The sequence below is a fragment of the Pseudomonas sp. UBA6310 genome, from assembly GCF_002438225.1.
GTDB classification, from domain to species: Bacteria; Pseudomonadota; Gammaproteobacteria; order Pseudomonadales; family Pseudomonadaceae; genus Pseudomonas_O; species Pseudomonas_O kuykendallii.
In genome coordinates this window covers 75,203-100,046 of sequence record NZ_DJTK01000018.1, presented here as the reverse complement: position 1 = coordinate 100,046, position 24,844 = coordinate 75,203, and the positions used below count along the sequence as shown (strand labels likewise).

At 65.9% G+C, this 24,844-nt stretch carries 20 protein-coding genes and 1 pseudogene; 14 read left to right on the top strand and 7 right to left on the bottom strand.

Features of this window, described 5'->3' with window-relative positions; translation table 11 throughout:
• From fadA to B3E91_RS03630, 3 genes and pseudogenes are all read right to left on the bottom strand, one after another.
• Nucleotides 1-122: pseudogene (fadA, locus tag B3E91_RS03640) on the bottom strand (acetyl-CoA C-acyltransferase); the annotation flags it as partial.
• An 18-nt stretch (nt 123-140) separates the two neighbouring features.
• A complete protein-coding gene (gene fadB, locus B3E91_RS03635; protein WP_287028432.1) occupies nt 141-2,288 on the bottom strand; it encodes a fatty acid oxidation complex subunit alpha FadB in 2,148 nt (715 codons plus the stop codon).
• A gap of 355 nt (nt 2,289-2,643) precedes the next feature.
• Nucleotides 2,644-3,087: a hypothetical protein gene (locus B3E91_RS03630; protein ID WP_414708187.1), complete on the bottom strand. Its 444-nt coding sequence runs from the start codon at nt 3,085-3,087 to the stop codon at nt 2,644-2,646.
• Nucleotides 3,088-3,163: 76 nt separating this feature from the next.
• Here B3E91_RS03630 and B3E91_RS03625 point away from each other — a divergent pair, with 76 nt between their 5' ends.
• Entirely contained in the window at nt 3,164-3,604 is a 441-nt protein-coding gene (locus tag B3E91_RS03625; protein ID WP_090231296.1) for a universal stress protein, read from the top strand.
• A gap of 37 nt (nt 3,605-3,641) precedes the next feature.
• Here the strand turns inward: B3E91_RS03625 and B3E91_RS03620 are convergent, their stop codons facing one another.
• Nucleotides 3,642-4,358 (bottom strand): DUF6901 family protein, encoded by a 717-nt coding sequence (locus B3E91_RS03620; protein ID WP_090231297.1) that lies wholly within the window; start codon nt 4,356-4,358, stop codon nt 3,642-3,644.
• A gap of 20 nt (nt 4,359-4,378) precedes the next feature.
• Nucleotides 4,379-6,280: an ATP-binding cassette domain-containing protein gene (locus B3E91_RS03615; protein WP_273233008.1), complete on the bottom strand. Its 1,902-nt coding sequence runs from the start codon at nt 6,278-6,280 to the stop codon at nt 4,379-4,381.
• 176 nt (nt 6,281-6,456) lie between these two features.
• Between B3E91_RS03615 and B3E91_RS03610 the strand changes: the two genes are divergently transcribed.
• Nucleotides 6,457-8,385 (top strand): transglycosylase SLT domain-containing protein, encoded by a 1,929-nt coding sequence (locus B3E91_RS03610; protein ID WP_287028431.1) that lies wholly within the window; start codon nt 6,457-6,459, stop codon nt 8,383-8,385.
• Between the two features lie 48 nt (nt 8,386-8,433).
• Here the strand turns inward: B3E91_RS03610 and B3E91_RS03605 are convergent, their stop codons facing one another.
• Both B3E91_RS03605 and B3E91_RS03600 read right to left on the bottom strand, forming a co-directional pair.
• Complete coding sequence (locus tag B3E91_RS03605) at nt 8,434-9,237, bottom strand: MOSC domain-containing protein (RefSeq protein WP_414708186.1); 804 nt, start codon at nt 9,235-9,237, stop codon at nt 8,434-8,436.
• 128 nt (nt 9,238-9,365) lie between these two features.
• On the bottom strand, nt 9,366-10,298 hold the full coding sequence (locus tag B3E91_RS03600) for a chemotaxis protein CheV (protein WP_273233004.1): 933 nt from the start codon (nt 10,296-10,298) through the stop codon (nt 9,366-9,368).
• Nucleotides 10,299-10,641: 343 nt separating this feature from the next.
• Between B3E91_RS03600 and B3E91_RS03595 the strand changes: the two genes are divergently transcribed.
• The 12 genes from B3E91_RS03595 to B3E91_RS03540 all read left to right on the top strand — a co-directional run.
• Entirely contained in the window at nt 10,642-11,601 is a 960-nt protein-coding gene (locus B3E91_RS03595; protein WP_414708190.1) for a methyl-accepting chemotaxis protein, read from the top strand.
• Between the two features lie 24 nt (nt 11,602-11,625).
• Nucleotides 11,626-11,991: a response regulator gene (locus B3E91_RS03590; RefSeq protein WP_090231302.1), complete on the top strand. Its 366-nt coding sequence runs from the start codon at nt 11,626-11,628 to the stop codon at nt 11,989-11,991.
• Nucleotide 11,992: 1 nt separating this feature from the next.
• Nucleotides 11,993-12,310 (top strand): STAS domain-containing protein, encoded by a 318-nt coding sequence (locus tag B3E91_RS03585; protein WP_273233002.1) that lies wholly within the window; start codon nt 11,993-11,995, stop codon nt 12,308-12,310.
• A gap of 13 nt (nt 12,311-12,323) precedes the next feature.
• Nucleotides 12,324-14,516 carry a chemotaxis protein CheA gene (locus B3E91_RS03580; protein WP_273232999.1) on the top strand — a complete coding sequence of 731 codons (2,193 nt, stop codon included), beginning with the start codon at nt 12,324-12,326 and terminating at the stop codon, nt 14,514-14,516.
• A gap of 10 nt (nt 14,517-14,526) precedes the next feature.
• Nucleotides 14,527-16,170 (top strand): methyl-accepting chemotaxis protein, encoded by a 1,644-nt coding sequence (locus B3E91_RS03575; RefSeq protein ID WP_287028428.1) that lies wholly within the window; start codon nt 14,527-14,529, stop codon nt 16,168-16,170.
• Nucleotides 16,171-16,182: 12 nt separating this feature from the next.
• Nucleotides 16,183-16,689, top strand: coding sequence for a chemotaxis protein CheW (locus B3E91_RS03570; protein WP_287028427.1), 507 nt, complete (start codon nt 16,183-16,185; stop codon nt 16,687-16,689).
• Nucleotides 16,689-17,498 carry a CheR family methyltransferase gene (locus B3E91_RS03565; protein ID WP_273232994.1) on the top strand — a complete coding sequence of 270 codons (810 nt, stop codon included), beginning with the start codon at nt 16,689-16,691 and terminating at the stop codon, nt 17,496-17,498. The genes B3E91_RS03570 and B3E91_RS03565 overlap by 1 nt, the downstream gene beginning before the upstream one ends.
• 21 nt (nt 17,499-17,519) lie before the next feature.
• Nucleotides 17,520-18,632 (top strand): protein-glutamate methylesterase/protein-glutamine glutaminase, encoded by a 1,113-nt coding sequence (locus B3E91_RS03560; protein WP_287028426.1) that lies wholly within the window; start codon nt 17,520-17,522, stop codon nt 18,630-18,632.
• Between the two features lie 283 nt (nt 18,633-18,915).
• Nucleotides 18,916-20,373: a xanthine dehydrogenase small subunit gene (xdhA, locus tag B3E91_RS03555; protein ID WP_287028425.1), complete on the top strand. Its 1,458-nt coding sequence runs from the start codon at nt 18,916-18,918 to the stop codon at nt 20,371-20,373.
• Nucleotides 20,366-22,753 carry a xanthine dehydrogenase molybdopterin binding subunit gene (gene xdhB / locus B3E91_RS03550; protein ID WP_287028424.1) on the top strand — a complete coding sequence of 796 codons (2,388 nt, stop codon included), beginning with the start codon at nt 20,366-20,368 and terminating at the stop codon, nt 22,751-22,753. The genes xdhA and xdhB overlap by 8 nt, the downstream gene beginning before the upstream one ends.
• Nucleotides 22,754-23,284: 531 nt before the next feature.
• Nucleotides 23,285-24,124, top strand: coding sequence for a xanthine dehydrogenase accessory protein XdhC (gene xdhC / locus B3E91_RS03545; protein ID WP_287028423.1), 840 nt, complete (start codon nt 23,285-23,287; stop codon nt 24,122-24,124).
• Nucleotides 24,125-24,215: 91 nt separating this feature from the next.
• Nucleotides 24,216-24,844 (top strand): amidohydrolase family protein (locus tag B3E91_RS03540; protein ID WP_287028422.1); only part of this gene is annotated, 629 nt, incomplete at its 3' end.

Genomic DNA, 24,844 nt, shown 5'->3' with positions numbered 1-24,844 from the left:
TTGCTGATCAGGTGCGCGGACATGTCTTCGGCGCGGGTGTTGCGGTGCATGCCACCCTTGGATCGGCCCATCGGCGTGCGGCCGAAGTCGACAATGACGGCGTCTCTCGGATTCAGGCTCATAAATAGTCTCTCGCTCTCTTAACCAAAGAACTTCTGGCCGCTCTTGGCCATTTCGCGAAGCTTTTCAGTCGGGTGATACAGCGGGCCCAGGTCGGCGTACTTGTCGGCCAGCGCGACGAATTCGGCGACACCGATGGAATCGACATAGCGCAGCGCGCCCCCACGGAAGGGCGGGAAGCCGATGCCGTAGATCAGGCCCATGTCGGCCTCGGCGGCGGTTTCGACGATGCCGTCTTCCAGGCAGCGCACGGTCTCCAAGCACAGCGGGATCATCATGAAGTTGACGATGTCCTCGTCGGTCACTTCACGCTGCTCGGTGACGATCGGCTTGAGGATCTCGTAGGCCTGCGGATCGACGACCTTCTTCGGCTTGCCCTTCTTGTCGGTCTCGTAGGCGTAGAAGCCCTTGCCGTTCTTCTGGCCGAGACGGTTGGCCTCGTACATGACGTCGACGGCGGTCTTGCCTTCCACCGCCATGCGGTCCGGGAACCCCTCGGCCATGACGTCGCGGCCGTGGTGGCCGGTGTCGATGCCGACCACGTCGGAGAGGTACGCCGGGCCCATCGGCCAGCCGAATTTCTCCATCACCTTGTCGATGCGAACGAAATCGACGCCGAAGCTGAGCAGCTTGGCGAAACCGCCGAAGTACGGGAACAGCACACGGTTGACCAGGAAGCCCGGGCAGTCGTTGACCACGATCGGGCTCTTGCCCATCTTCTTGGCGTAGGCAACGGTGGTGGCGATGGCTGTTTCACCGGTCTTCTCGCCACGGATCACTTCCACCAGCGGCATCATGTGCACCGGGTTGAAGAAGTGCATGCCGCAGAAGTTCTCGGGGCGCTTGAGCGCCTGGGCCAGCAGGCTGATGGAGATGGTCGAGGTGTTCGACGCGATGATCGCGTCATCCTTGACCTGCCCTTCCACTTCGGCGAGTACGGACTGCTTGATCTTCGGGTTCTCGACCACGGCCTCGACGACGATGTCGACGTTGCCGAAGTCGCCGTAGGACAGGGTCGGACGGATGGCGCTCAGCGCGGTGGCCATCTTCGCCGGCGTCAGACGGCCCTTCTCGACCTGTTTGCCGAGCAGCTTGGAGGCCTCACCCAGACCGAGCTGGATGGCTTCCTCGCGAATGTCCTTCATCAGGATCGGCGTGCCCTTGGACGCCGACTGGTAGGCGATGCCGCCGCCCATGATGCCGGCGCCGAGTACGGCGGCCAGTTTCACGTCCTTGGCGACTTCGTCGTACTGCTTGGCTTTCTTCTTCAGTTCCTGATCGTTCAGGAACAGGCCGATGAGGCTCGCGGCAACCGGCGTCTTGGCCAGTTTCACGAAGCCGGCGGCCTCGACTTCCAGCGCCTTCTCGCGGCCGAAGTTCGCGGCCTTCTGGATGGTCTTGATCGCCTCGACCGGCGCCGGGTAGTTCGGACCGGCCTGGCCGGCGACGAAGCCCTTGGCGGTTTCGAAGGCCATCATCTGCTCGATGGCGTTGAGCTTGATCTTCTCCAGCTTGGGCTGACGCTTGGCCTTGAAGTCCAGCTCGCCGGAGATGGCGCGCTTGACCAGGTCCAGAGCCGCTTCCTTGAGCTTGTCGGCCTTGACCACGGCGTCGACGGCGCCGACTTTCAGCGCGTCTTCGGCACGGTTTTCCTTGCCCGAGGCAATCCACTCGATGGCGTTGTCGGTGCCGACGATGCGCGGCAGGCGCACGGTGCCGCCGAAGCCCGGGTAGATGCCCAGCTTGACTTCCGGCAGGCCGATCTTCGCGGTCTCGGAGGCGACGCGGTAGTCGGCGGCCAGGCACATTTCCAGGCCGCCGCCGAGGGCGATGCCGTTGATGGCGACGACGGTCGGCACCGCGAGGTCTTCAAAATCGCTGAAGATCTTGTTGGCTTCGAGGTTGCCGGCAATCAGCTCCTCGTCGGACAACTTGAAGTTGTCGACGAACTCGGTGATGTCGGCGCCGACGATGAACACGTCCTTGCCGCTGGTGACGACGACGCCCTTGATCGAGCCGTCTGCCTTGATGGCGTCCACGGACTGGCGCAACTCGCTCAGCGTGACGCGGTTGAATTTGTTGACGGACTCACCCTTGAGGTCGAAATTCAATTCGACGATGCCACCCTCAAGAGCCTTAACCGTGATGGCTTTACCTTCGTAAATCATCAACTGATCTCCACGAAATGGAAGCTGAACAGTACACATCGGACACCGACACTGGATTTCCCGCGGCTTGGCCGTCGAGTGAAATCCGACGCTGCTGGCACACCCTCCGACGCGATCTTCGGGTTGTTGTTCTAGAGCGCCGCAAGGCAAACGCTCAATTCATACGCCCGTTTGATTTGGGTAGCACACCTTCTCGGAAAAGCGTGTGCTTGTCAATTGGCTATCGGTTTGACCGCCGCCGTTAGACTTTTGCTGGGCGATAGCTCGCCGCACGTCCTCAGTTACGGTGAAACGCAGAGCGTAGAAGATCGGGGAAGAAGCCGCGCCCAGGTCGGCAGGAAGAAGAAATCGGCCGTCAGGCCAGGGCGTCCAGTACCGCCGCAAGCCTGTCCAGATCATCGGCACCGCCGCGCTCACCCCAGCAGATACCGATCATCTGCGTGCCCGCCTCGATCCGGTAGGCATCCACAGGCAGGCTGGCGAACTGCGCGAGCAGTCGCTCGTCGTTGCAGGGCTCACGCCACTGGTTCAGCCATTCACCAGATGGGTGGCGCCAGTACGACCAGGTATCGCTGCGCCCGGGACGGCGGGCACGGTGATACTGTGCACACGGATTCGGCGGCGTGCGTTCAAGCCAGTGCGGCCAGTCCTGCCGCGACAGGTTCATGGCGAGCCCGCGGCGCCGGGCAGCCAGGCGAACGTCCATCTGCCCGCGCTGACGGTGCGAAGGCAGCAGCCATACCAGCGGGCTGAGCAGCACGGCGAGCAGCAATATGATCCACAGCGTCACAAGCGACATCCTGATAAAAAAAGCATGGCAAGGCGCCCGACAGCGGCATCTAATAAGAGACAAACATCCAAGGAGGAAACACCTCATGACGTACCAGCACATCCTGGTGGCCATCGATCTGGCCGACGAGTGTCATCCGGTCATGCGCCGCGCCCAGGCACTGGCGGCGAGCAGTGGAGCGCAGCTTTCCCTGGTGCATATCGTCGAACCCATGGCCATGGCGTTCGGTGGCGACGTACCGATGGACCTGTCGATGCTCCAGCAGCAGCAGTTCGATCAGGCCCGCGAACGCCTCGACGGCTTCGCCAGCCGCTATCCGGAGCTCACCCCGGAGCATCGCCACCTCGCCTACGGCCAGCCACGTCAGGAGATCCACCGCCTCGCCGCCGAGCAGAAGTGCGACCTCATCGTGGTCGGCAGCCATGGCCGCCATGGTCTTGCGCTGCTGCTGGGCTCCACCGCCAACGATGTCCTGCATGGCGCGCCCTGCGACGTGCTGGCGGTCCGCCTGACCAAGGACCAGTGAGTTCCGCGCGGGCGAGCCTGCCTCGCCCGCCACCCTCTCAGTCGCCGCGCCGCGAGGTGAACGGCAACGCCTCGATGCCGTCTCCGGCACTCATCACCTGTGGACGGATCTTCTGCAACTGGGTTTCCAGCGAGTAGGTCATGCTCGACGCCATGGAGAAGAACGTCAGGAACGCCTTGAGGTTGGAGTCGCCCTCGCAGGTGTCATGGATGCGCTGCCAGAACGCCTGGTTGACCAGCTGCAGCTGCTGGAACACCCGCACCAGCCCCTTGAGTTCCCAGTCCGCGTGGCGCCCTTCGCGCAGGTTGAAATACTGCCGCGTCAGGTACAGCGAGACGGCGCGCAGGGCGAATTCCTGGTTGCTGGCGAAGGGCAGGTGCTGCTGGGCCATCGGCTTGAGGCTGGCGAGTATCGGGCAGGCGCTGGTCGCCATGATCACTCCGAGCAGCGCACGCAGGCCCTCCTCCAGACCGACCAGCTTGCTGTACTCGCGCTCCGGCGTGCGTACCCAGACGTGCGCCTTGGTGAACGCCGGCAGGCCGTGGAAATCCTCGATCACCCGATGGATGTCGACCGCCGCCGGGCAATGGCTGAAGCGCTCGGGCTCCAGCGGGCAGTTGCTGCAACGTTCGTGAGCGAGGCGCGTCCACTTCGGCGCGGCGGCGGCACGCTCGTCGTCGTAATCGCGATCGAGCTGAATCAGGTAACTGAACGAATGCTCATCATCCAGGCTGACGCGATATTCGATGGCCATGCTGACTGCTTACTCCCGGCTCATTCTTCCAGTTCGGCCCAGCGCTCGAGCAAGGCATCGAGTTCTGCCTGCAGGCTGTCGACCTGCGCCAGCACGTCGCGGGTTTCCTCCGCCGGGCGCTGGTAGAACGCCGGATCGGCGATCTGTGCCTGCACCGCGGCGATGCGCTGCTCCACGGCGTCGATCTGGCCCGGCAGCGCCTCCAGCTCGCGCTGCAATTTATAGCTGAGCTTCTTCTTCGCCGGCGCGGGTGCGGCAGTTTCGACCGGTGCAGCGGCTTTCACCGGCTCGGCCTTCTCCGGGCGGCTGTCGCCGACCCCCAGCAGGCGCGGCGAACCGCCCTGGCGCAGCCAGTCCAGGTAGCCGCCGACGTACTCGCGCACCACGCCGCTGCCCTGGAACACCAGCGTGCTGGTGACCACGTTGTCGAGGAAGGCCCGGTCGTGGCTGACCATCAGCACCGTGCCCTTGAAGCTCAGCAGCACCTCCTCGAGCAGCTCGAGGGTTTCCACGTCGAGGTCGTTGGTCGGTTCGTCGAGCACCAGCAGGTTGGCCGGCTTGCTGAACAGCTTGGCCAGCAGCAACCGCGCGCGCTCGCCGCCGGACAGCGCCTTGACCGGCGTGCGGGCCCGCTGCGGGCTGAACAGGAAGTCGCCGAGGTAACTCAGCACGTGGCGGTTCTGCCCGTCGATCTCGATGAAATCGCGCCCCTCGGCGAGGTTGTCGATCACCGTCTTTTCCAGCTCCAGCGCATGGCGCAGCTGGTCGAAATAGGCGACTTCCAGTTTGGTGCCGACGGTCACCTTGCCGCTGGTGGGTTGCAGGTCGCCCAGCAGCAGCTTGAGCAGCGTGGTCTTGCCGGTGCCGTTGGCGCCAAGCAGGCCGATGCGGTCGCCGCGTTGCAGGACCATGGAGAAATCGTCGATCAGTTTCGGCCCGCCCGGATGGGCGAAGCTGACGTGCTCGACGACGATCACCTGTTTGCCGGACTTGTCCGCGGTTTCCACCTGGAAACTCGCCTTGCCCTGGCGCTCGCGACGCTCGCGGCGCTCGTTGCGCATTTCCTTGAGGGCGCGCACGCGGCCTTCATTACGTGTGCGGCGGGCCTTGATGCCCTGGCGAATCCAGACTTCCTCCTGGGCAAGCTTCTTGTCGAACAGCGCGTTGGCGGTCTCTTCGGCCGCCAGTTGCTGCTCCTTGTGCACCAGGAAGGAGGCGTAGTCGCCGTTCCAGTCGATCAGGTGGCCGCGGTCCAGTTCGAGGATGCGCGTGGCCAGGTTCTGCAGGAAGGAGCGGTCGTGGGTGATGAACAACACCGCGCCCTGGAAGCCCATCAACGCCTCTTCCAGCCAGGCGATGGCGCCGATGTCGAGGTGGTTGGTGGGCTCGTCGAGCAGCAGCAGGTCCGGCTCGGCGACCAGCGCCTGGGCCAGCAGCACGCGCCGGCGCCAGCCACCGGAAAGCTCGGCGAGGGTCTTGTCGGCCGGCAGTTGCAGGCGGCTGAGGGTGCTGTCGACCAGTTGCTGCAGGCGCCAGCCGTCGCGGGCTTCGAGGTCCTGCTGGACATGCATGAGTTTGTCCAGGTCGTCCTGGTCGTTGATGTTCTGGCTCAGGTGGTGGTACTGCGCGAGCAACTCGCCGACACCGGCCAGCCCCTCGGCGACCACGTCGAACACGGTCCGCTCGTCGGCGCGCGGCAGTTCCTGCGGCAGCTCGCCGATCTTCAGGCCCGGCGCGCGCCAGACATCGCCATCATCGACCGACTGCTCGCCCTTGATCACCCGCAGCATGCTCGACTTGCCGGTGCCGTTGCGGCCGATGATGCAGACCCGCTCACCGCGCGCGATCTGCCAGGAAACCTGGTCCAGCAGCGGCGTCGTGCCATAGGCGAGAGAGACATCGGAGAGCTTGAGCAGGGTCATGACGATCTTCTTCAAAAACGGGCCGCGCATGATATCAGCAGCGCACCCTGCCAGGCGCTCCCACCGGCGAAGTTATTCCCTTCATCGGCTGTTACAGCCCCGCGTTTAACTGCCTGGCGCATCAGGCTAAGCTTAGCGCCTGCTCCCTAATCCCTTGGTTTCTGCCCGGAAGTGTCATGCGCGGTCGTCTGTTCAGTCTTTTGTCCTGTTTGCTCCTCACTGCCACCACGCTCGACGTCGCACAGGCCGCTTCGCTCCCCGAGCAACGGCAGATGTACGACCAGGCGAAGGCTGCCCTGGCGAAGGGCGACAGCGGTCCTTACCAGCGCTACGCCAGCGCGCTGAAGGATTACCCGCTGGAACCCTATCTGGCCTACGACGAACTCACCGCGCGGTTGAAATGGGCCAGCAACGAGGAAATCGAGCGGTTCCTCGACGACCACGGCGACCTGCCCCAGGCCAACTGGATGAAGCTGCGCTGGTTGCGCTGGCTGGCCGAGCGTGGCGACTGGAAGACCTTCGTCGCCCATTACGACAAGTCGATGAACTTCACCGAGCTGGACTGCCTGAACGGCCAGTACCAGCTCGCCCACGGCCTGACCGCCGAAGGCTATGCGACCGCCGAGAAGCTCTGGCTGGTGGGCAAATCCCAGCCGGCCGCCTGCGATGTGCTGTTCGACCAATGGGCCGCCGCCGGCCAGCTCACCGAGGCCAAACGTTGGCAGCGCACCAAGCTGGCGGCCGAGGCGCGCAACTACGGGCTCGCCAGCCATCTGGCGAAAACCCTGCCGACCCTGCAGAACCAGGCGCAGTTGCTGATCGATGTGTCGCAGAAGCCGCAGATGCTCACACAGACCGGTCGCTTCGTCCCGGCCGACGAGGCCATGGGCGATGTCGTCGGCCTCGGCTTGCGCCGGCTGGCGCGCCAGGACCCGGAAAAGGCCCTCGCCCTGCTCGACGGCTACGCCCGGCAGATGGCCTTCTCCAAGGAAGAGAAGGTTTCCATCGCCCGCGAGATCGGCCTGACCCTGGCGAAGAGCTTCGACCCCCGCGCCCTCGGCGTGATGACCCAGTACGACCCCGACCTGCGCGACCCGACCGTCGCCGAGTGGCGCCTGCGCCTGCTGCTGCGCCTGGGCCGTTGGGACGAGGCCTACCAGCTGACCCGCCGGCTGCCCAAGGAACTCGCCGAGACCAACCGCTGGCGCTACTGGCAGGCGCGCAGCCTGCAACTGGCGCAGCCACAGAGCGCGCTGCTGCAAGCGTTGTACAAACCGGTGGCGGCCGAGCGCGACTTCTACGGCTTCCTCGCCGCCGACCGTATCCAGGCGCCGTACAAGCTGAACAACAAGCCGCTGCTGCTGGATCCGAAGCTGGTGAAGAAAGTGCAGAACACTCCCGGCATCCGCCGTGCGCTGGAGTTCTACGCGCGCGGCCAGGTGGTGGATGCGCGGCGCGAGTGGTACCACGTCAGCCGACACTTCAATCAGGCGGAAATGGTCGCCCAGGCGAAACTCGCCTACGACATGCAGTGGTATTTCCCGGCGATCCGCACCATCAGCCAGGCGCAGTACTGGGACGACCTGGATATCCGCTTCCCGATGGCCTATCGCGCCGACCTGGTGCAACAGGCCAGGGTGCGCGGCCTGCATTCGAGCTGGGTGTTCGCCATCACCCGTCAGGAAAGCGCGTTCATGGCCGACGCCCGCTCCGGCGTCGGCGCCATGGGCCTGATGCAGTTGATGCCGGCCACCGCCAAGGAAACCGCGCGCAAGTTCGGCATTCCGCTGGCCAACCCCAACAACGTACTGACCCCGACCACCAACATCCAGCTCGGCGCCGCCTACCTGAGCCAGGTGCATGCGCAGTTCAACGGCAACCGGGTACTGGCATCGGCGGCCTACAATGCCGGCGCCGGCCGCGTGCGCCAATGGCTGCGCGGCGCCAATCACCTGGCGTTCGACGTCTGGGTGGAAAGCATTCCGTTCGACGAGACCCGCCAGTACGTGCAGAACGTGCTGACCTACGCGGTGATCTACGGGCAGAAGCTCAACGCGCCGCAGCCGTTGGTGGACTGGCACGAACGCTTCTTCGACGACCAGTGATGCCGGTCTGAAGAGCGCGGCGGACCGGCTCCGCCGCGCGCAGTGGCCTTACTCCAGCAGTTCCAGCGGCATGCCGACTTCCAGCACGCCGCTGCCGTCGCAGATCAGGTTCTGTCCGAAGTACACCTCGCCATCGCGCTCGCGATAGGTTTTCAGCGTGGTCAGCGGTTCCCGGTCGGCGCTGCGTTCGCCGCTGCGCGGATCGAGGGTGGTCATGATGCAGCGCGAGCAGCCCTTGGCCACGCGGAAATCCAGGCCGCCGATACGGATGCGCTTCCAGCCATCCTCGGCGTAGGCCGCGCTGCCGTCGACCACCAGGTTGGGTCGGAACCGCAGCATCTCCAGCGGCCGGCCGACACGGGTGGAAAGGTCTTCCAGCGATGCCTGGCCAATCAGCAGCAGGGGAAATCCGTCGGCGAACGCCACCCTGTCCTGCGTCGCGCCGGAGCCGGCGTTCACCTGGCGGGCGCGCTCGACCGGCAGGTAGACCAGGCGGCAGGCACGCCCGAGCAAATGGCTGAGCCAGGCCGCGGCCTCGTCGCCGGCATCCGGCACGCGCAGGCTGTCGCTCCAGACGGTGACGCCGCGCAGCTCGGCATCGGCGGACGGCACCGCCACCTGAATCTCGCCGAGGCCGGGCGCGCTCAAGGTCAACGCGTCGTCCGCGGCATAGCGCGCCAGCAACTGGGTCATCTGCGGCAACAGGCGCTGGGTGAGGAAGCGCCCGTTGCTCGCGTCCACCACCAGCCAGCGGCGGTCGCCGTGCAGCCCGAGGCTGTCCACGGGCGACGCCGACATGGCTTCGCCGATGGCGGATTTCAGCGGGAAACGATAGAGCGCGGAGAGGTGCATGGGCGGCATCCTGGGCGACGTGAAAAAGGCCGTCGAGGATAACCCGTGAAGCGCCGCCGCGGCAGCTGCAACGCGTCAGGCGTGGGCGGTTTCCGGCCCACGCGAAAAGGCGATGCGAACGCCCGTGGTCAGGCCGGGCCGTCCAGCAACAGGCGTTCGCGGATCACGTCGACCAGCTTGTCGGGCTGGAACTTGGAGAGGAAGTTGTCGCAGCCGACCTTCTTCACCATGGCTTCGTTGAAGCTGCCGGACAGCGAGGTGTGCAGCACCACGTAGAGGTCCTTCAGACGCGGATCGGTGCGGATTTCCGTGGTCAGGCGGTAGCCGTCCATCTCCGGCATTTCCGCATCGGTGAAGACCATCAGCAGTTTGTCGGTCATCACATGGCCTTCATCGGCCCACTTCTTCAGCGCCTGCAGGCCCTTGAGGCCGTCGCTCGCGGTGTGCAGCTTGAGGCCGAGCTGCGACAGGGTTTCCTTGAGCTGCGAGAGCGCCACGTTGGAGTCGTCCACCAGCAGCACTTCGCGACCGCGGGCACGCTCGAAGATCGGATCGGCCAGGCGGTCGCCGGAGACCTTGGCGCTGTACGGGACGATCTCGGCGAGGACCTTTTCCACGTCGATGATCTCGACCAGCTGATCGTCGGCCTTGGTGATCGCCGTCAGGTAGTGCTGGCGCCCTGCTCCGCCGGGCGGCGGCAGGATCGACTCCCAGTTGAGGTTGAGGATGCGCTCGACGCCGCCGACCAGGAAGGCCTGCACCGAGCGGTTGTACTCGGTGACGATGATGGTGCTCTTCTCGTTCGGCACCAGCGGACGCATGCCGATCGCCTGGGACAGGTCGATCACCGGCAGGGTCTGCCCGCGCAGGTTGATCACCCCGCAGACGCAGCGGTGGCGCTGCGGCATCAGCGTCAGACGTGGCAGTTGCAGCACTTCCTGCACCTTGAACACGTTGATCGCGAAGAGCTGCCGCCCCGCCAGGCGGAACATGAGGATCTCCAGGCGGTTCTCGCCCACCAACTGCGTGCGTTGATCCACTGAATCGAGGATGCCGGCCATGACGCGCTCCTGAAAGGGTTGCCTGGGTAGTGCTAGCCCGTGGGCCTTGGTTCACCGGTTATCGGCCGGGCTGGCCGGTTCTGAACGTAGCGGTTTGCCATCATGCCTGCGGTGCCCTGTCGAAGCCACAGCGGATCACCCTTAGGCGACATAGGGGATTCCCTGATTTCGCTGGCGGCGATGGCTGTCTATCGTTCGAGCCTGACAACGCCAACCGGGAATCGCCCTCTTGCTCGCCTATCTCACCCTCTGGATCGGACTCGCCATCAGCCTCGCCGGCCTGCTGCTCTCACCGTGGATCAGCGTAGCCGGTAGCGTACTGGTGGCAATAGCCGCCTGGCCGATGCGCCCGCGCCAGCCGAAGGTGCAGGAGCAGTTCGCCGCACCGGTCGTCGAGCCCGAGCGCGTCGATGTGGAGCCCTTGCTGAATGCCGTGCTGCCCGCCTGGGAGCAGAACCTTGGCCAGGTGCGCAGCCTGCTGCAGACCAACATCGACCAGTTGTTCGGGCGCTTTTCCGGCCTCACCCAGCGCCTCGACCAGACCCTGTCCAGCTCCGACGAGGTGATCGGCGGTGGTGGTGTCACCAACAGCCTGCGCCAGGCGCATGCCCGTCTCGACCAAGTGGTGGAAGCCTTCCACGGCGCCAACGGTCGCAAGCGCGAACTGCTCGGCACCATCGGCCACCTGAACGCCTACGCCAGCGAATTGCAGGCGATGTCCAAGCGCGTGCAGGACATCGCCAGCCAGACCAACCTGCTGGCGCTCAATGCCGCCATCGAGGCCGCCCGTGCCGGCGAATACGGCCGCGGCTTCTCGGTGGTCGCCGACGAAGTGCGCAAGCTTTCCACCCTCTCCGCCGAAACCGGCCAGCGCATGGTCGAGAAGGTCGGCGAGATCAACCAGGCGATCCGCTCCACGGTGACTGCCGCCGACGAGCTCTCGAGCAGCGAAGAGGCGAACCTGCGCTACCTCGACGAAGTGGCCGGCGAGGTCATGCAGGGCCTGAGCGCCAACCTGCAGGAACTCACCCTCACCTCGGACCAGCTGCAGCAGGACGCACGCGTAGTCCAGGGCGACATCCGCGAAATCATCGTCGGCCTGCAGTTCCAGGACCGCTCGGACCAGATGCTCGATCACCTACAGCTCGACCTGCAGCGCCTGCAGCAGGCGCTGCGTGACCAGGATGGCAGCCTCGCCCAGCCACAGCGTTGGCTCGACGAGCTGCGCCAGCAGTTCACCACCGACGAAGAGCGCCACGGCGCAAAGAGCCGCGCGACGCAAAACGACGTCACCTTTTTCTGACCGCTTCCGCCAGGTAACCACCCAATGGCCAAGACCATCCTCATCGTCGACGACTCTCTCTCCATGCGCCAATTGGTGAAGATGACCCTGTCCGGGGCCGGGCACACCGTGATCGAAGCCGTGGATGGACGCGACGCGCTGACCAAGCTCGACGGCCGCAAGATCAACCTGATCATCAGCGACGTGAACATGCCCAACCTTGACGGTATCGGCCTGGTGAAGGCCGTCAAGGCGCTCGGCGACTACCGCTTCACCCCGATCGTGATGCTCACCACCGAGAGCGAGCAGAACAAGAAAGCCGAAGGCCAGGCCGCCGGAGCCAAGGCCTGGATCGTCAAACCCTTCCAGCCGCAGCAACTGCTCGCGGCCGTCGACAAGCTGGTCGGCTGAGATGTTCCAGCTCACGGCGGACCTCGACAGCCAGCCGGCGTGCCTGCACATGAGCGGCGCGCTGACCATCTACGAAGTGCGCGACGCCCACGCCGCGCTGCTCGACGTGCTGCTCCGGCAACCGCCACGGGACTGGCAGCTGGACCTCGCCGGGCTGGAGGAAGTCGACAGCGCCGGCGTGCAGTTGCTGATCGCGGTGCAACGCCATCAACAGCGCGCCAACGTCGGCCTGAGCCTGTGCAACCCGGCCGAAAGCGTCATCGAGCTGTTCCAGCTGCTGCGCCTGCAGTCGCTCTACCCCGCCGCCGTGGCGAGCTGATCCGGAGACGACGATGCTCAACGAGAACCAGTGGAGCCAACTGCTGCAGGGATTCATCGAAGAGGGCCGCGACCTGATCAAGCAGGCCGAGGAATACCTGCTGCTGCTCGACGACACACCCCACGACGAAAAGGCGATCAACGGCCTGTTCCGCGCCATGCACACGCTCAAAGGCTCGGCCGGGCTGTTCTCGCTGACGCCGATCACGCATTTCACCCATCACCTGGAAAGCCTGCTGATGGAGGTCCGCGACGGCCTGCGCACGCTCAGCCCAGCGGCGATTTCGGTAATGTTGCGCTGCCTCGACGAAATCGCCTCGATGGTCGAGCTGATCGACGTTTCCAACGGCACCCTCGACGTGGACGACGCGCACCAGGCGCAACTGCTGGCGGCACTCGCCGAGCACGGCGGCCAGGCGCCGGCGGTCGGCGCCAGCGCCGAACCGGCGGCCGAGTCGGGCGCCGCGCGCGAAGGCAACTGGCACATCTCCCTGCGTTTCCATGCCGACCTGCTGCGCAACGGCTTCGACCTCGCCTCCTTCGTTCGCTACCTCTCGCGGCTGGGCGAAATCCGCTTTCTCGAGGTCATCGACGATGCCCTGCCGGAGCTTGCCGAGCTGGACCCGGAGAGCTGCCACCTCGGCCTGGAAATCGACCTACAGACCCAGGCGAGCAAGGCCGAGATCGAGGAGGTCTTCGAGTTCATCCTGGACTTCTGCACCCTGCGCATCCTCCCTCCGGACAGCGCGCTGAGCGATTACCTCGCGCTGATTCAGGCGCTTCCGGAAACCGACGAGCGCGTCGGCCAGATCCTCGTCGCCAGCGGCCTGCTCACCGAGCACGAGCTGGCCGAGAGCCTCTCCGCCCAGGCGCACGTCGCCGACGGCGCGCCCAAGCAGGCACTCGGTGAACTGCTCGTGGAAAGCGGCCGCGTGGCGCCGCAGGTGGTGGATGCCGCGCTGGCCAAGCAGCAGTCGTCGCGCGAGCGCAAGGCCAGCGAAAGCAGCCAGATTCGCGTCGCCGCCAACAAGCTCGACGAGCTGATCAACCTGGTCGGCGAATTGGTGATCAGCGCCGCCGGTGCGCAACTGCACGCCCAGGCCCAGGGCAATGCGATCTGCATCGAGAGCACCCAGGTGGTCAACCAGCACGTCGAGCAGATCCGTGAAGCGGCGCTGAAGCTGCGCATGATCGAGATCGGCGACACCTTCAACCGCTTCCACCGGGTGGTTCGCGACGTCAGCCAGAAGCTGGGCAAGGACATCCACCTGGACATCCATGGCGCCGACACCGAACTGGACAAGTCGGTGATCGACAAGCTCGCCGACCCGCTCACCCACCTGGTGCGCAACGCCATCGATCACGGCATCGAACCCGCAGAGGAGCGCGCCGCCGCCGGCAAGCCGGCACAGGGCAACCTGCGCCTGAACGCCTACCACGAGTCGGGGATGATCGTCATCGAGATCTCCGACGACGGCCACGGCCTGAACACCGAGCGCATCCGCGAGAAGGCCATCGCCCGCGGGCTGATCGAGGAACAGAGCAACCTCGACGAACACGCCATCCACATGCTGATCTTCGCCGCCGGATTCTCCACCGCCGACGCCGTTTCCGACCTTTCCGGGCGTGGCGTCGGGATGGACGTGGTACGCAGTGCCATCGATGCCCTGCGCGGCAGCGTCGAGATCGACTCCACGCGCGGCGTCGGCTGCACCTTCCGCATCCGCCTGCCGCTGACCCTGGCGATCATCGACGGCTTCCTGGTCAACCTCGGCGAAGAGTTCTTCGTGGTGCCGCTGGACATGGTCACCGAATGCCTGGAACTCGACGACGTCCAGCTGGCCGGCTGCAAATACGGTTACCTGAACCTGCGCGGCAAGCCGCTGCCGTGCATCGACCTGGGCGCGCATTTCGAGCTTCCGGCCAGCAACAGCAAGCGGCGCAACATCGTCGTCGTCAACTTCGGCCGGCAACAGGCCGGCCTGGTGGTCGACAACCTGCACGGTGAGCTGCAGACCGTGATCAAGCCTCTCGGGCTGCTGTTCCAGCACCTGCAAGGCATCAGCGGCTCGACGATCCTGGGCTCCGGGCAGATCGCCCTGATCCTCGACATCGCCAGCCTGTTCCGCCAGCTGCAGCAGAACGTTGACAGCAATCCGGGCGAACTCCGCTCGGCCAAGCCTCACCAAGACTCCCTCGGCTCCTAGGAGAACCACCATGAATTTCATCCGCAACATGAAGATCGGCGTACGCCTGATCGCCGGCTTTACCCTGGTGGTGATCCTGACCGCTCTGGTCGGCGCCCTGGGCATCGTCAACCTGGGCAAGGTCAACGAGCTCTCGGACCAGATGTACACCCGGGAAATGGCGGCGCTGAACCACATGCAGAACGCCAACCTCGCGCTGGTCTACGCCGGCCGCCACCTGCGCAGCAGCCTGCTCGCCACCTCCGTAGAGGAGCGCGACGCGACCATGGCGCAGGTTCAGGAAGCGTTCAAGAACCTGCACGAGAACCTCGACAAGGCGCAGTCGAGCTTCACCAGCGACGAGAGCCGGGCAAAACTCGAAGCTCTGGTCTCGCAATTGACGTCCTACGAGAAAACCGCCCGGCAGATGCTGCAGCTGAACAAGGATTCCGGGCGCATCAATGAAAACACGGAGTTCAGCGCACTGATGCCGCAGCTGCGTGCCGAGGGCAACGCCGCGGACCGCATCCTCGGTGAGCTGGTGGAGGTGAAGAAGGTCCGCGCCGGTGAAGCGAACGATGCGATCACCACCATCTATTTCGACTCGCGCACGCAAATGATCGCCCTGGTCATCATCGCCTCGCTGGTCGGCTTCGGCATCGGCATGCTCGTCACCCGCAGCATCACCCGCCCGCTGAACCGCGCCGTCAGCGCCTCCAACTCGCTGGCCGAGGGCGATCTGAACGTCGACATCCAGGTCGACAGCAAGGACGAGACCGGCGCCCTGCTCGCCTCCATGCAGAACATGGCCGAACGCCTGCGCGCGGTGATGAGCGATGTGCGCAGCGCCGCCGACTCGCTGTCCTCGGCTTCCGAGGAAGTCAGCGCCACCTCGCAGTCGCTGAGCCAGGCCGCCACCGAACAGGCCGCCAGCGTCGAGGAAACCGGCGCCTCGGTGGAGCAGATGTCCGCCTCCATCGCGCAGAACACGGAGAGCGCGAAGATCACCGACGGCATCGCCGGCAAGGCCGCGAACGATGCGGTCGAGGGCGGCCGCGCCGTGCGCGACATGGTCCTGGCAATGAAGCAGATCGCCGACAAGATCGGCATCATCGACGACATCGCCTACCAGACCAACCTGCTGGCGCTGAACGCCGCCATCGAGGCCGCGCGTGCCGGCGACCATGGCAAGGGCTTCGCCGTGGTGGCCGCCGAAGTGCGCAAGCTGGCCGAACGCAGCCAGGTCGCCGCGCAGGAAATCGGTGGCGTGGCGAGCAACAGCGTGAGCCTGGCCGAGCAGGCCGGCGTGCTGCTCGACCAGATCGTGCCGAACATCCAGAAGACTTCCGACCTGGTCCAGGAAATCACCGCGGCCTCGCAGGAGCAGAGCAGCGGCGCGGCGCAGATCAACATCGCCATGAGCCAGATGAACCAGATCACCCAGCAGAACGCCTCGGCCTCCGAGGAACTGGCGGCCACCTCCGAGGAAATGAACGCCCAGGCCAGCCAGTTGCTGGAGCTGATAGGCTACTTCCGCCTGGAAGAAAAGCCGACCGCGCCCGCCCGCCGCAACGAGCCGCCGAAGAACGTGCGCGAACTGCGTCGTCCGCAGCGTGTCGAGCATAAGGTCGCCCGTTTGCAGAATGACGACGGCCATTTCGTCAGCTTCAACTGACAGGAGCCCCGCATGAATCCGTCGATCCTCGTCCACGAGAGCCCGCAGGGCGCCGTGCAGCACCTCTCGTTCCGCGTGCGCCAGGCGCGCTACGCGCTGCCCATCGAGCTGGTCAGGGAGATCATCGAGTACGGCCAGATCACCACCGTACCGATGATGCCCGGCTTCATTCACGGCGTGATCAACCTGCGCGGCAACGTGGTGCCGGTGCTCGACCTGGCCGCGCGCTTGGGCTTCGAGCGCACCGAAGCGGGCAACCGCACCTGCATCGTGATCATCGAGCTGAACCTGGACGACGCCCAGCAGAACATCGGCCTGGTCGTCGATGCGGTGGACGCCGTGCTCGACATCGAACCCGGCGACGTCGAGCAGGCGCCGGCGTTCGGCGCCGGCATCCGTACCGACTTCATCGCCGGCATGGCACGGGACGAGCGAGGCTTCACCATCGTCCTCGACGTGCGCCGGGTGCTGTCGCTGGACGACATCCTGCAACTCGCGCTGGCGCAGCAGGCCGGCTGATGCCTACCCGTAACCTGCCCAAACTCAGCGACCAGGATTTCCGCCACCTCCAGCAGATGATGCTGGAGGCGTCGGGCATCCGCATGGCCGAGCAGAAGCGCACGCTGATGGCCGGGCGGCTGATGTGCCGCCTGCGCGCGCGCAGCCTGAGCAGTTACGGCGACTACCTGAAAGTCCTGGAAAACCCGGTGGAAAAAGACGAGCGGCGGATGGTCGTCGATCTGCTGACCACCAACGAAACCTACTTCTTCCGCGAGCCGCAGCACTTCGACGTGCTCGGCGAGTGGGTGGGCCGCCAGCGCCGCCCGCTGCACTTGTGGTCGGCCGCCAGCTCCTCGGGCGAGGAAGCCTTCAGCATGGCGATGTGCGTCGCCGAGAATGCCCGCACGCAGGACTGGTCGATCTTCGCCAGCGACCTCAGCCGCCGCGTGCTGGAACGGGCGCGCTCGGCCACCTACTCCATGGAACAGGCGCAGCAGTTTCCCGCCGGCTGGCTCAAGCGCCACTGCCTGCGCGGCATCGAAGAAAGCGACGGGCTGTTTCGCATCGGCCAGCCGCTGCGTCACCGGGTGACGTTCGCCGAGGTCAACCTGTCGCGCCCGCTGCCACAGGGCGTCGGGCCGTTCGACGTGATCTTCCTGCGCAATGTGCTCATCTACTTCACCGCCAACGAGAAGCTCGCCATGGTCGCGCGACTTCTGGAGCGCCTGCGCCCCGGCGGCCTTTTGTTCATCGGCCACGCTGAAAGCCTGCACGGTTTCGACTTGCCCGTGCGCAATGTGAGGCCTTCGGTCTTCGAGCGCCTCTGACACCTTTCAAGGAATGCACCGATGATGGTCGCGAAGGTCGATACCGGTAAAAAAATAAAGGTCTTTCTGATCGACGACTCGGCGCTGGTTCGCCAGGTGCTCACCGCCTGCCTGGAAAGCCACCCCAACATCCAGGTGATCGGCCAGGCGTCCGACCCGCTGTTCGCCCTGGAAAAGATGCAGAAGGACTGGCCCGACGTGCTGGTGCTCGACGTCGAGATGCCGCGCATGGACGGCATCACCTTCCTGCGCAAGATCATGGCCGAGCGGCCGACGCCGTCGATCATCTGCTCGACGCTCACCGAGGATGGCGCCGCGATCACCCTCGACGCTCTCGCCGCGGGCGCCGTTGGCGTATTCACCAAGGCCAAGCTGGGCCTGAAGGTGAGCCTGCAGCAGATTTCCGGCGAGCTGATCAAGCAGATCGAACTGGCCGCGCGCAGCCATCCCCACGCCATGCCGCGCAAGCCGCCGCCCCGGGAAGCCACGCCGGACACACTGGCCGATGCCGGGCATCAGGCCGCCAGGGCATTGCTCACCACCACCGACCGCGTGGTCGCGCTGGGCACCTCGACCGGGGGAACCCAGGCGCTGGAAGTGCTGCTGCGGCAATTGCCGGTGGATTGCCCGGGGATCGTCATCGTCCAGCACATGCCGGAGAAATTCACCGCCGCCTTCGCCCAGCGCCTCGACAGCGTCTGCAAGATCGAGGTGCGCGAGGCCAAGCACATGGACCGTGTGCGGCCCGGCCTGGCGCTGGTGGCGCCGGGCGGGCTGCACATGCAGATCAAGCGCAGTGGCGCGCAGTACTTCGTCGAGGTCTTCGACGGCCCGCCGGTCAACCGCCACAAGCCTTCGGTGGACGTGCTGTTCCGCTCGGTCGCACGCCACGCCGGGCAGAACGCCATCGGCGTGATCATGACCGGCATGGGTGACGATGGCGCCCGCGGGCTGCTGGCCATGCGCGAGGCCGGCTCGCGCACCGTGGCCCAGGACGAAGCCAGTTGCGTGGTCTTCGGCATGCCCAAGGAAGCGCTGCGCCTGGGCGCGGCGCAGAGCAGCGAGTCGCTGGCCAACCTGCCGCGGGTGATCGTCCAGTATGGCCGCAGCGCCAGCGCGACCGCCGAAGCCTGACGCCCCGCATCGGCGCAGCGCGCACCACAAATCGTCACGACCGGCCAGCGGCCGCCTGCGCGCATGGCCGCCGCCCGACCGCATGACGCGGCCGCATCGCCCGGCCATCGGCGCGGGCATTTGGCACAGAATCCGCTATGAATTCAGGGTTCCCTTCCGGGAACAGGCACGCTTACGGGATTTTTTCTGACTTTTAAGTCAATTTTTATTGACCTGCAAGTCAAGCGACCCTAGATTCCACGCGTGCAAAACATGCCTGAAAAGAACCTTGCCGGAGGTCGATTTGATCCAGTTTCTGCTCAACCGTGAGCTGCGTAGCGAGCATGACCTCGACCCCAACCTCACCGTGCTGCGCTACCTGCGCGAACGCGTTGGCAAACCCGGCACCAAGGAAGGTTGCGCCTCCGGCGACTGCGGCGCCTGCACCGTGGTGGTAGGCGAGATCACCCGCACCGATGGCGTCGAGCGCATCCGCTATCGCACACTGAATTCCTGCCTCACCTTCGTCTCCGCGCTGCACGGCAAGCAGCTGATCGCGGTCGAGGACTTGAAGCACCAGGGCCAGTTGCACAGCGTGCAGCAGGCGATGGTCGATCACCACGGCTCGCAGTGCGGGTTCTGCACGCCGGGCTTCGTGATGAGCCTGTTCGCCCTGCAGAAGAACCAGGCCGACAAAGGCCACGACGCGCACCGGGTGCACGAAGCGCTGGCCGGCAACCTGTGCCGCTGCACCGGCTACCGGCCGATCCTCGACGCCGCCGAGCAAAGCTGCTGCCAGGCGCAACCCGACCAGTTCGACGCCGCCGAAGCCGAGACCATCGCCCGCCTCAAGGCCATCGCCCCGCAGGGCACCGCCGAGCTGAGCGACGGCAGCAAGCGCTGCCTGCTGCCTCTGACCGTCGCCGACCTGGCCGATCTGTACCTCGCCAATCCGCAGGCGCGCCTGCTCGCCGGCGGCACCGACCTGGCGCTGGAAGTCACCCAGTTCCACCGCGACCTGCCGGTGATGATCTACGTCGGCCACGTCGAGGCCATGAAGCGCGTCGAGGTGTTCGACGAGCGCATCGAGATCGGCGCCGCCACTTCGCTCACCGATTGCTTCGAGGCGCTGAACCGCGAGTACGCCGATTTCGGCGAGTTGCTGCAGCGCTTCGCCTCGCTGCAGATCCGCAACCAGGGCACCCTCGGCGGCAACATCGGCAACGCCTCGCCGATCGGCGACGCCCCGCCGCTGCTGATCGCCCTCGGCGCGCGCATCGTCCTGCGCAAGGGCGCGGCGAGCCGTGAGCTGGCGCTGGAGGATTACTTCATCGACTACAAGATCACCGCCCGCGAGGACGGCGAGTTCATCGAGAAGATCATCGTCCCGCGCGCAACGGCCGGGCAGCAGTTCCGTGCCTACAAGGTGTCGAAACGACTGGACGACGACATTTCCGCGGTCTGCGCCGCCTTCGCCCTGAGCCTCGACGGCGGTCTGGTCCGCGAGGCGCGCATCGCCTTCGGCGGCATGGCGGCGATTCCCAAGCGCGCCGCCGCCTGCGAGCGGGTGCTGAACGGCGCCACCTGGGACGCCGACACGGTCGAGCGCGCCTGCGCCGCGCTGGCCGAGGACTTCACCCCGCTCAGCGACTTCCGCGCCAGCCGCGAGTATCGCCTGCTGGTCGCCCAGAACCTGCTGCGCAAGTGCTTCGCCGAGCAGCAGCGCCCCGCCACCGAAACGCGAGTCACCGCTTATGCATAAGCCGACCAAAAGCCAGGAGGAACTGGCCGAACTGTTCCGCGCCGAGCTGACCACCGGCGTCGGTCGCAGCCTCAAGCACGAGAGCGCCGACAAGCACGTTTCCGGCGAGGCGGTGTACATCGACGACCGCCTGGAGTTTCCCAACCAGCTGCACGTCTACGCGCGGCTTTCCGACCGCGCCCACGCGCGCATCCTGAAGATCGACACCGCGCCCTGCTACGCGATTCCCGGCGTGGCCATCGCCATCACCAGCAAGGACGTGCCCGGCCAGCTGGACATCGGCCCGGTGCTCCCGGGCGATCCGCTGCTGGCCGAGGACATCGTCCAGTACGTCGGGCAAATCGTCGTCGCGGTGGCGGCCGACAGCCTGGAAACCGCACGCAAGGCGGCGATGGCGGCGATCATCGAGTACGAAGACCTGGAGCCGGTGCTCGATGTGGTCGAGGCGCTGCGCAACAAGCACTTCGTCCTCGACAGCCACCAGCACAAGCGCGGTGACTCGGCCGCCGCGCTGGCCAGCGCGCCGCACCGGCTACAGGGCAGCCTGCACATCGGCGGCCAGGAACACTTCTACCTGGAGACGCAGATTTCCTCGGTGATGCCCGCCGAGGATGGCGGGATGATCGTCTACACCTCGACGCAGAACCCCACCGAAGTGCAGAAGCTGGTGGCCGAGGTGCTCGGCGTGCCGATGCACAAGGTCGTCATCGACATGCGCCGCATGGGCGGCGGCTTCGGTGGCAAGGAAACCCAGGCGGCGGCGCCGGCCTGCCTCTGCGCGGTGATCGCGCGGCTCACCGGGCGGCCGACCAAGATGCGCCTGCCGCGCGTGGACGACATGCAGATCACCGGCAAGCGCCACCCGTTCTACGTCGAGTACGACGTCGGTTTCGACGACGATGGCCTGCTGCACGGCATCCGCATCGAGCTGGCCGGCAACTGCGGCTATTCGCCAGACCTCTCCGGGGCGATCGTCGACCGCGCCATGTTCCATGCCGACAACGCCTATTACCTGGGCGATGCCGAGATCAACGGCCACCGCTGCAAGACCAACCTGGCCTCTAACACCGCCTACCGCGGCTTCGGTGGCCCGCAGGGGATGGTCGCCATCGAGGAAATCATGGACGCCGTCGCGCGCCAGCTGGGCAAGGACCCGCTGGCCGTGCGCAAGCTCAACTACTACGGCAAGGACGAGCGCAACGTCACCCATTACTACCAGACGGTCGAACACAACCTGATGGCGGAAATGACCGCCGAACTGGAAGCGAGCGCCGACTACGCCGAACGCCGCGAGGCGATCCGCGCCTTCAACGCGCAGAGCCCGTACCTGAAGAAGGGCCTGGCGCTGACCCCGGTGAAGTTCGGCATCAGCTTCACCTCCAGCTTTCTCAACCAGGGCGGCGCGCTGGTGCATGTCTACACCGACGGCAGCATCCACCTGAACCACGGCGGCACCGAGATGGGCCAGGGCCTGAACACCAAGGTCGCGCAGGTGGTGGCCGAAGTCTTCCAGGTCGACATCTCGCGCATCCAGATCACCGCCACCAACACCGACAAGGTGCCGAACACCTCGCCGACGGCCGCGTCCAGCGGCGCCGACCTGAACGGCAAGGCCGCGCAGAATGCCGCCGAGACGATCAAGCAGCGCCTTGTGGAGTTCGCCTCGCGGCACTTCGGCATCGGTCCGGAGGAAGTCGAGTTCCGCAACGGCCAGGTGCGTGCCCGCGAGCGCTACCTGTCGTTCGAGGAACTGATCCAGCTCGCCTACTTCGGCCAGGTGTCGCTGTCGTCCACCGGCTTCTACCGCACGCCGAAGATCTACTACGACCGCAGCCTGGCGCGCGGCCGGCCGTTCTACTACTTCGCTTACGGCGCCGCCTGCACCGAGGTGATCGTCGATACCCTGACCGGCGAGTACAAGATGCTCCGCGCCGATATCCTCCACGACGTCGGCGACTCGCTGAACCCGGCCATCGACATCGGCCAGGTGGAAGGCGCCTTCGTCCAGGGCATGGGCTGGCTGACCACCGAGGAACTGGTGTGGAACGCCAAGGGCAAGCTGATGACCAGCGGTCCGGCGAGCTACAAGATTCCCGCCGTGGCCGACATGCCGCTGGACATGCGCGTGAAGCTGGTGGAGAACCGCAAGAACCCCGAGCAGACGGTGTTCCATTCCAAGGCCGTCGGCGAGCCGCCGTTCATGCTCGGCATTTCCGCCTGGTGCGCGATCAAGGATGCCGTGGCGAGCCTCGGCGACTACCGCGTGCAGCCCCGGATCGACGCCCCGGCCACCCCGGAGCGCGTGCTCTGGGGCGTGGAACAGATGCGCACGCTCAAGCAGCAGGCGGCCGCCGAGCCGCAGGCGACGGTCGAGGCGTGATGCAACGCACGGTGGGCTGAAGCCCACCCTACCGGCGGATACGGCGCCCAAAGTCAACGTAGGCTGGGCTTCAGCCCACCAAAGCCCGCCCAAAAGCGGCAGCAATAGAACGGACCCAGGGTGGGCCGCGCGGTGATCCGCACATACGGTGGGCTGAAGCCCACCCTACCGGCGGATACGGCGCCCAAGATCAACGTAGGGTGGGCTTCAGCCCACCAAAGCCCGCCCAAAAGCGGCAGCAATAGAACGGACCCAGGATGGGCCGCGCGGTGATCCGCACATACGGTGGGCTGAAGCCCACCCTACCGGCGGATACGGCGCCTAAAGTCAACGTAGGCTGGGCTTCAGCCCACCAAAGCCCGCCCAAAAGCGGCAGCAATAGAACGGACCCAGAGTGGGCCGCGCGGCGATCCGCACATACGGCGGGCTGAAGCCCACCCTGCGGGCGGATACGGCGCCCGAGGTCAACGTAGGGTGGGCTTCAGCCCACCAAAGCCCCGCCAACAGGCGGCAGCCGACGAGGTTAACGACATGAGCAACACCGGCTGGATCAATGCCCTCGCCGACCTGCAACAGCAGGGCGAGCCCTGCGTGCTGGTGACCATCATCGAGGAGCGCGGCTCGACGCCGCGCAATGCCGGCTCGAAGATGGTCGTCACCCGCGAGCGGATCTTCGAGACCATCGGCGGCGGGCACCTGGAGTTCAAGGCCATGGAAATGGCCCGCGAGATGCTCGCGGCGCGCACCCAGGAGACCCGCCTGGAGCGCTTCTCCCTCGGTGCCAGCCTCGGCCAGTGCTGCGGCGGCGCCACCGTGCTGCTGTTCGAGCCGATGGGCCAGCCGCAGGCGCAGATCGCCGTGTTCGGCGCCGGCCACGTCGGCCGCGCGCTGGTCCCGCTGCTCGCCGGGCTGCCGTGCAAGGTGCGCTGGATCGACTCGCGCGAGGCCGAGTTTCCACCCTCGATGCCCGCCGGCGTCGTCCGGGTGCTCGACGAAGACGTGGTCGACCAGGTCGCGGCGATGCCCGCCGGCAGCTACTTCATCGTCATGACCCACAACCACCAGCTCGACCTGGAGCTGGCCGAGGCGATCCTCGCGCGAGACGATTTCGCCTATTTCGGCCTGATCGGCTCGAAGACCAAGCGCGTCAGGTTCGAGCATCGCCTGCGCGAGCGCGGCATCGGCGCCGAGGTACTGCAACGCATGCGCTGCCCGATGGGCCTCGCCGAGGTGAAGGGCAAGCTGCCGGTGGAAATCGCCATTTCCATCGCCGGCGAAGTGATCGCCACCTACAACGCAGGTTTTGGCCAGAATGTGAAAAAAGGCGAGTCCGGCGTCGCGAAGCTACTGCCTGCCTCACGCCGCTCCTGAGTCAATGCCCGTGTAGGGTGCGCCGCGCGCACCACTGCCCCACCCCATTTTTCGGTGCGCACAGCGCACCCTACGCATGAGACCTCGCATCATGAGCCACACCACCCAGGCCTACCGCGCCGCCATCCTCCACAGCCTGGCCGATCCCTCGAAGGTCGGCGTCGAGCAGTCCTACGCCTATTTCGAGGACGGCCTGCTGGTCGTCGAAAATGGTCGCGTGCTGGCGGTCGGCCCGGCCGAAGAATTACTGGTGCGCTTCAGCGGCGTCACGGTCACCGAGTACCCGGACGCGCTGATCACGCCGGGCTTCATCGACACCCACATCCACTTCCCGCAGGTCGGCGTGATCGGTTCCTACGGCACGCAGTTGCTGGAGTGGCTGAACACCTACACCTTCCCCGCCGAAGGCCGTTTCGCCGATGCCGAGGTGGCCGCCGAGAACGCCGAGGTGTTCCTCAACGAGCTACTGCGCAACGGCACCACCACCGCGCTGGTGTTCGGCAGCGTGCACAAGCAGTCGGTGGACGCCTTCTTCGAGGCCGCCCTGGCGCGCAACCTGCGGATGATCGCCGGCAAGGTGCTGATGGACCGCAACGCGCCGGACTTCCTGCAGGACACCCCGGAATCCGGCTACGCCGACAGCAAGGCGCTGATCGAGCGCTGGCACGGCAAGGGCCGCCTGAGCTACGCGGTGACGCCGCGCTTCGCGCCCACCAGCAC

What these genes read in the sequence shown, in the direction of transcription:
- B3E91_RS03605 (WP_414708186.1), bottom strand. Translation starts at nt 9,237, where the DNA reads ATGCACCTCTCCGCGCTCTATCGTTTCCCGCTGAAATCCGCCATCGGC.
- B3E91_RS03630 (WP_414708187.1), bottom strand. Translation starts at nt 3,087, where the DNA reads ATGTCGCTTGTGACGCTGTGGATCATATTGCTGCTCGCCGTGCTGCTC.
- B3E91_RS03575 (WP_287028428.1), top strand. Translation starts at nt 14,527, where the DNA reads ATGAATTTCATCCGCAACATGAAGATCGGCGTACGCCTGATCGCCGGC.
- xdhC (WP_287028423.1), top strand. Translation starts at nt 23,285, where the DNA reads ATGAGCAACACCGGCTGGATCAATGCCCTCGCCGACCTGCAACAGCAG.
- B3E91_RS03600 (WP_273233004.1), bottom strand. Translation starts at nt 10,298, where the DNA reads ATGGCCGGCATCCTCGATTCAGTGGATCAACGCACGCAGTTGGTGGGC.
- B3E91_RS03615 (WP_273233008.1), bottom strand. Translation starts at nt 6,280, where the DNA reads ATGACCCTGCTCAAGCTCTCCGATGTCTCTCTCGCCTATGGCACGACG.
- B3E91_RS03620 (WP_090231297.1), bottom strand. Translation starts at nt 4,358, where the DNA reads ATGGCCATCGAATATCGCGTCAGCCTGGATGATGAGCATTCGTTCAGT.
- B3E91_RS03565 (WP_273232994.1), top strand. Translation starts at nt 16,689, where the DNA reads ATGCCTACCCGTAACCTGCCCAAACTCAGCGACCAGGATTTCCGCCAC.
- B3E91_RS03570 (WP_287028427.1), top strand. Translation starts at nt 16,183, where the DNA reads ATGAATCCGTCGATCCTCGTCCACGAGAGCCCGCAGGGCGCCGTGCAG.
- B3E91_RS03610 (WP_287028431.1), top strand. Translation starts at nt 6,457, where the DNA reads ATGCGCGGTCGTCTGTTCAGTCTTTTGTCCTGTTTGCTCCTCACTGCC.
- B3E91_RS03590 (WP_090231302.1), top strand. Translation starts at nt 11,626, where the DNA reads ATGGCCAAGACCATCCTCATCGTCGACGACTCTCTCTCCATGCGCCAA.
- B3E91_RS03625 (WP_090231296.1), top strand. Translation starts at nt 3,164, where the DNA reads ATGACGTACCAGCACATCCTGGTGGCCATCGATCTGGCCGACGAGTGT.
- B3E91_RS03580 (WP_273232999.1), top strand. Translation starts at nt 12,324, where the DNA reads ATGCTCAACGAGAACCAGTGGAGCCAACTGCTGCAGGGATTCATCGAA.
- xdhB (WP_287028424.1), top strand. Translation starts at nt 20,366, where the DNA reads ATGCATAAGCCGACCAAAAGCCAGGAGGAACTGGCCGAACTGTTCCGC.
- B3E91_RS03585 (WP_273233002.1), top strand. Translation starts at nt 11,993, where the DNA reads ATGTTCCAGCTCACGGCGGACCTCGACAGCCAGCCGGCGTGCCTGCAC.
- fadB (WP_287028432.1), bottom strand. Translation starts at nt 2,288, where the DNA reads ATGATTTACGAAGGTAAAGCCATCACGGTTAAGGCTCTTGAGGGTGGC.
- B3E91_RS03560 (WP_287028426.1), top strand. Translation starts at nt 17,520, where the DNA reads ATGATGGTCGCGAAGGTCGATACCGGTAAAAAAATAAAGGTCTTTCTG.
- B3E91_RS03595 (WP_414708190.1), top strand. Translation starts at nt 10,642, where the DNA reads ATGCGCCCGCGCCAGCCGAAGGTGCAGGAGCAGTTCGCCGCACCGGTC.